The 2,876-nt window shown below is 71.9% G+C and carries 1 protein-coding gene; it reads left to right on the top strand.

What is annotated here, in order from left to right:
* The first annotated feature begins 313 nt into the window (after positions 1 to 313).
* Positions 314 to 2,710 (top strand): endonuclease MutS2, encoded by a 2,397-nt coding sequence (locus VFE05_05610; protein HET6229538.1) that lies wholly within the window; start codon positions 314 to 316, stop codon positions 2,708 to 2,710.
* Positions 2,711 to 2,876 lie beyond the last annotated feature (166 nt).

The raw sequence follows: 2,876 nt of genomic DNA, 5'->3' as shown, positions 1-2,876 counted from the left end.
CAGCGGAGTGTCGTTTCGCCCGAGCATCGCTCTACGCAGAAGAGGAGTTCACCAGTAGATTCGCTCCCTCAATCTACCGCTTCACACCCTGAGGCGCAGCGTTTTTCAACAGACTTCTAGGGCGTGGCTGGGGATGCGCATCTCCCGATTCCTGCCCGCTCACCGCGGCCGTGGACGTAACTCCATCTGCCGCAACGGGTCGCAGAACACGGGGGATGGAACCGGGTATGCAGCGGTGCCGCGGCGGCGCGGGGACGCTAGATTCCGCAGCCGACGCATCGACACGGATGGGAAGCACCAACGAACGAGCCGGATGAATCCCCACGCACTGAACGTCCTGGAGTACCGCGAGGCGCTGGACATCGTCGCCCGCTACGCGTCTTCGCCGCTGGGGGCCGACGCGGTGCGCGCGCTCACGCCGTCCGCCGACCTGGGCTGGATCGGGCCGGAGCTTGCGCGCGTGGACGAGATGCGCGGCTTCCTGGGCCGGGACGAGGGCTGGGCCATCCCCGCCGTGCCCGACGTGCGCACGGCGCTGGCGAAGCTGCGCATCGAGGGCTCGGTGCTGGAGGGGCCGACCCTGCGCGGCATCGGGACGCTGCTCACGTCGGCGCGGACCACGCGGCGCGCGGTGCAGCCGGCGGCGGGCACGTACCCGTTCCTGGCGATGCTCACGCAGGGCATGGTGAGCCAGGAGAAGGAGGAGGCGGAGATCGACCGCACGCTCGACGAGACGGGCACGGTGCGCGACGAAGCCTCGCCGGAGCTGTACCGCGTGCGACGCGAGATCAAGAGCACGCGCGGACGGCTGGTGGAGCGCCTCGCCAGCTACGTGGCGACGCTACCGCAGCACTTCCAGGTGCCGGACGCGAGCGTGACGGTGCGCGACGGCCGCTACGTGATCCCCGTGCGCCGCGAGGGCCGGGGCGAGGTGGGCGGCATCGTGCACGACGAGTCCGGCACGGGCGCCACCCTGTTCGTGGAGCCGCCGGTCGCCATCGAGATGATGAACCGCCTACGTGAGCTGGAGGCGCGCGAGAGCCGCGAGGTGCTGCGCATCCTCCGCGAGCTCACGGCGCGGCTGCGGCCCATGCAGCCGGACCTCGTGGCATCTCTCGAAGCGCTGGTGGCTCTCGACTCGCTCTACGCCCGGGCCCGCTACGCCATCCGCGCGGACGGGCACCGGCCGGAGCTGCTGCCCGCAGGGACGGAGGAATACCAGGTGGTGCGCGGCTTCCATCCCATCCTCCAGGCGCGGTCGGGCACGGTGGTGCCGTTCGACCTGCGGATGGACGCGGGGGAGCGCACGCTGCTCATCTCCGGCCCCAACACCGGCGGCAAGACGGTGCTGCTCAAGGCGATGGGCCTCATCTCCCTGCTCGCCCAGAGCGGCATCGTCCCGCCGGTGAGCGTGGGGAGCAAGCTTCCCGTGTTCCGCGAGGTCTTTGCGGACATCGGCGACGAGCAGAGCATTGAGGCGTCGCTCTCCACCTTCTCGGCGCACCTCAAGAACCTGGGCGAGGCGCTGGCCGGTGCGGACTGGGAGTCGCTGGTGCTCACCGACGAGATCGGCAGCGGGACGGACCCGGTGGAGGGCGGCGCGCTCGCCCGCGCGGTGCTGCTGGAGTTTACGCGGCGCTCGTGCTTCACCGTGGCGACCACGCACCTGGGGCAGCTCAAGCTGCTGGCGACGGAGGAGCGCGGGATCGTGAACGCTTCGCTCCAGTTCGACGCGGAGCGGCTGCAGCCCAGCTACCGCCTGGTGAAAGGCCTCCCCGGCCGCTCGTACGGCCTGGCGATCGCGAAGCGGCTGGGCCTGCCCGCGAACGTGCTGGAGACGGCGGAGGCGGCGCTGCCGCAGGGCGAGCGCGACGTGGCCCGGCTGCTGCTGGACCTGGAGGCGAAGGAGCAGCGGCTGACGGACGAGACGGCGGCCCTGGAGCGGCAGCTGGCCGAGACGGTGGCGCTGCGCGAGCGGCTGGAGCAGGGCGAGGCGGACCTGCGCCACCGGGAGAAGGACGCGGAGCGCCGGGCCCGCCAGCAGGCGCGCGACCTGCTGCTCAAGTCGCGCGAGGAGGTGGAGGCCGCCATCCGCGAGGTCCGCGGCGTGGCCGACGCCGCGCAGCTCGACGAGGCCGCCCGCGCCGCCCGCCGCCGCGTGGAGGAAGCCGCGCTCCGCCAGAAGGAGAAGACGCCCGCCGAGCGCGGCCGGAACCGCAACGGCTCCGCGCCGCAGCGGCGGAACGAGGTGCCGCTGGACGTGGGCGTGCGGGTGAAGATCCAGTCGCTGGGCCGCAACGGCACCGTGCTGGAGATGCGCGACGGCAAGGCGATGGTCGAGGCCGGGTCGATGCGCGTCCTCCTTCCGCGCGAGGACCTGGTCCCGCTGCCCGCGGGCGACCAGGCGGCGGAGGTGAAGCAGCGTGCGTCCGCGCCCGCCGGCGGCTACTTCGTGCACGACGTGGATGCGCACCCCGAGGTGGACCTGCGCGGGATGCGCGTGGACGAGATCGAGAGCAAGCTGGGGCGCGCGCTGGACGACGCCATCCTCAGCAACCTCCCCAGCTTCCGCATCATCCACGGCAAGGGGCTGGGCGTGCTTCGCGAGCGCGTGCAGGAGCTGCTGAAGCACGACCGGCGGGTGACGGTGATCCGGCCTGGCGAGCTGTTCGAGGGGGGGACCGGGGTTACGGTGGTGGAGTTCGCGTGAGGGGCATCTGCGGCTAGGGGTCGCCCAAGTGCCGGGGGGCTGGCGCGGTCGTAGGCTGGCCCTCACCCGGCTCGTAAAACTCGCCTGCCCTCCCCCGCAAGCGCAGGGCTGTTTCATTCCAGCAGACCGAGGAGGGCGTGAATGTCGTGGGCCAAGAACCGTCGAG

This window comes from Longimicrobiaceae bacterium (genome assembly GCA_035696245.1).
GTDB lineage: Bacteria > Gemmatimonadota > Gemmatimonadetes > Longimicrobiales > Longimicrobiaceae > DASRQW01.
Note: the sequence above shows the minus strand (reverse complement) of the source record. Positions and strands in the feature narration are given on the sequence as shown.

Excerpts from the sequence above, each read along its gene's own strand:
- VFE05_05610 (HET6229538.1), top strand. The coding sequence starts at position 314 with ATGAATCCCCACGCACTGAACGTCCTGGAGTACCGCGAGGCGCTGGAC.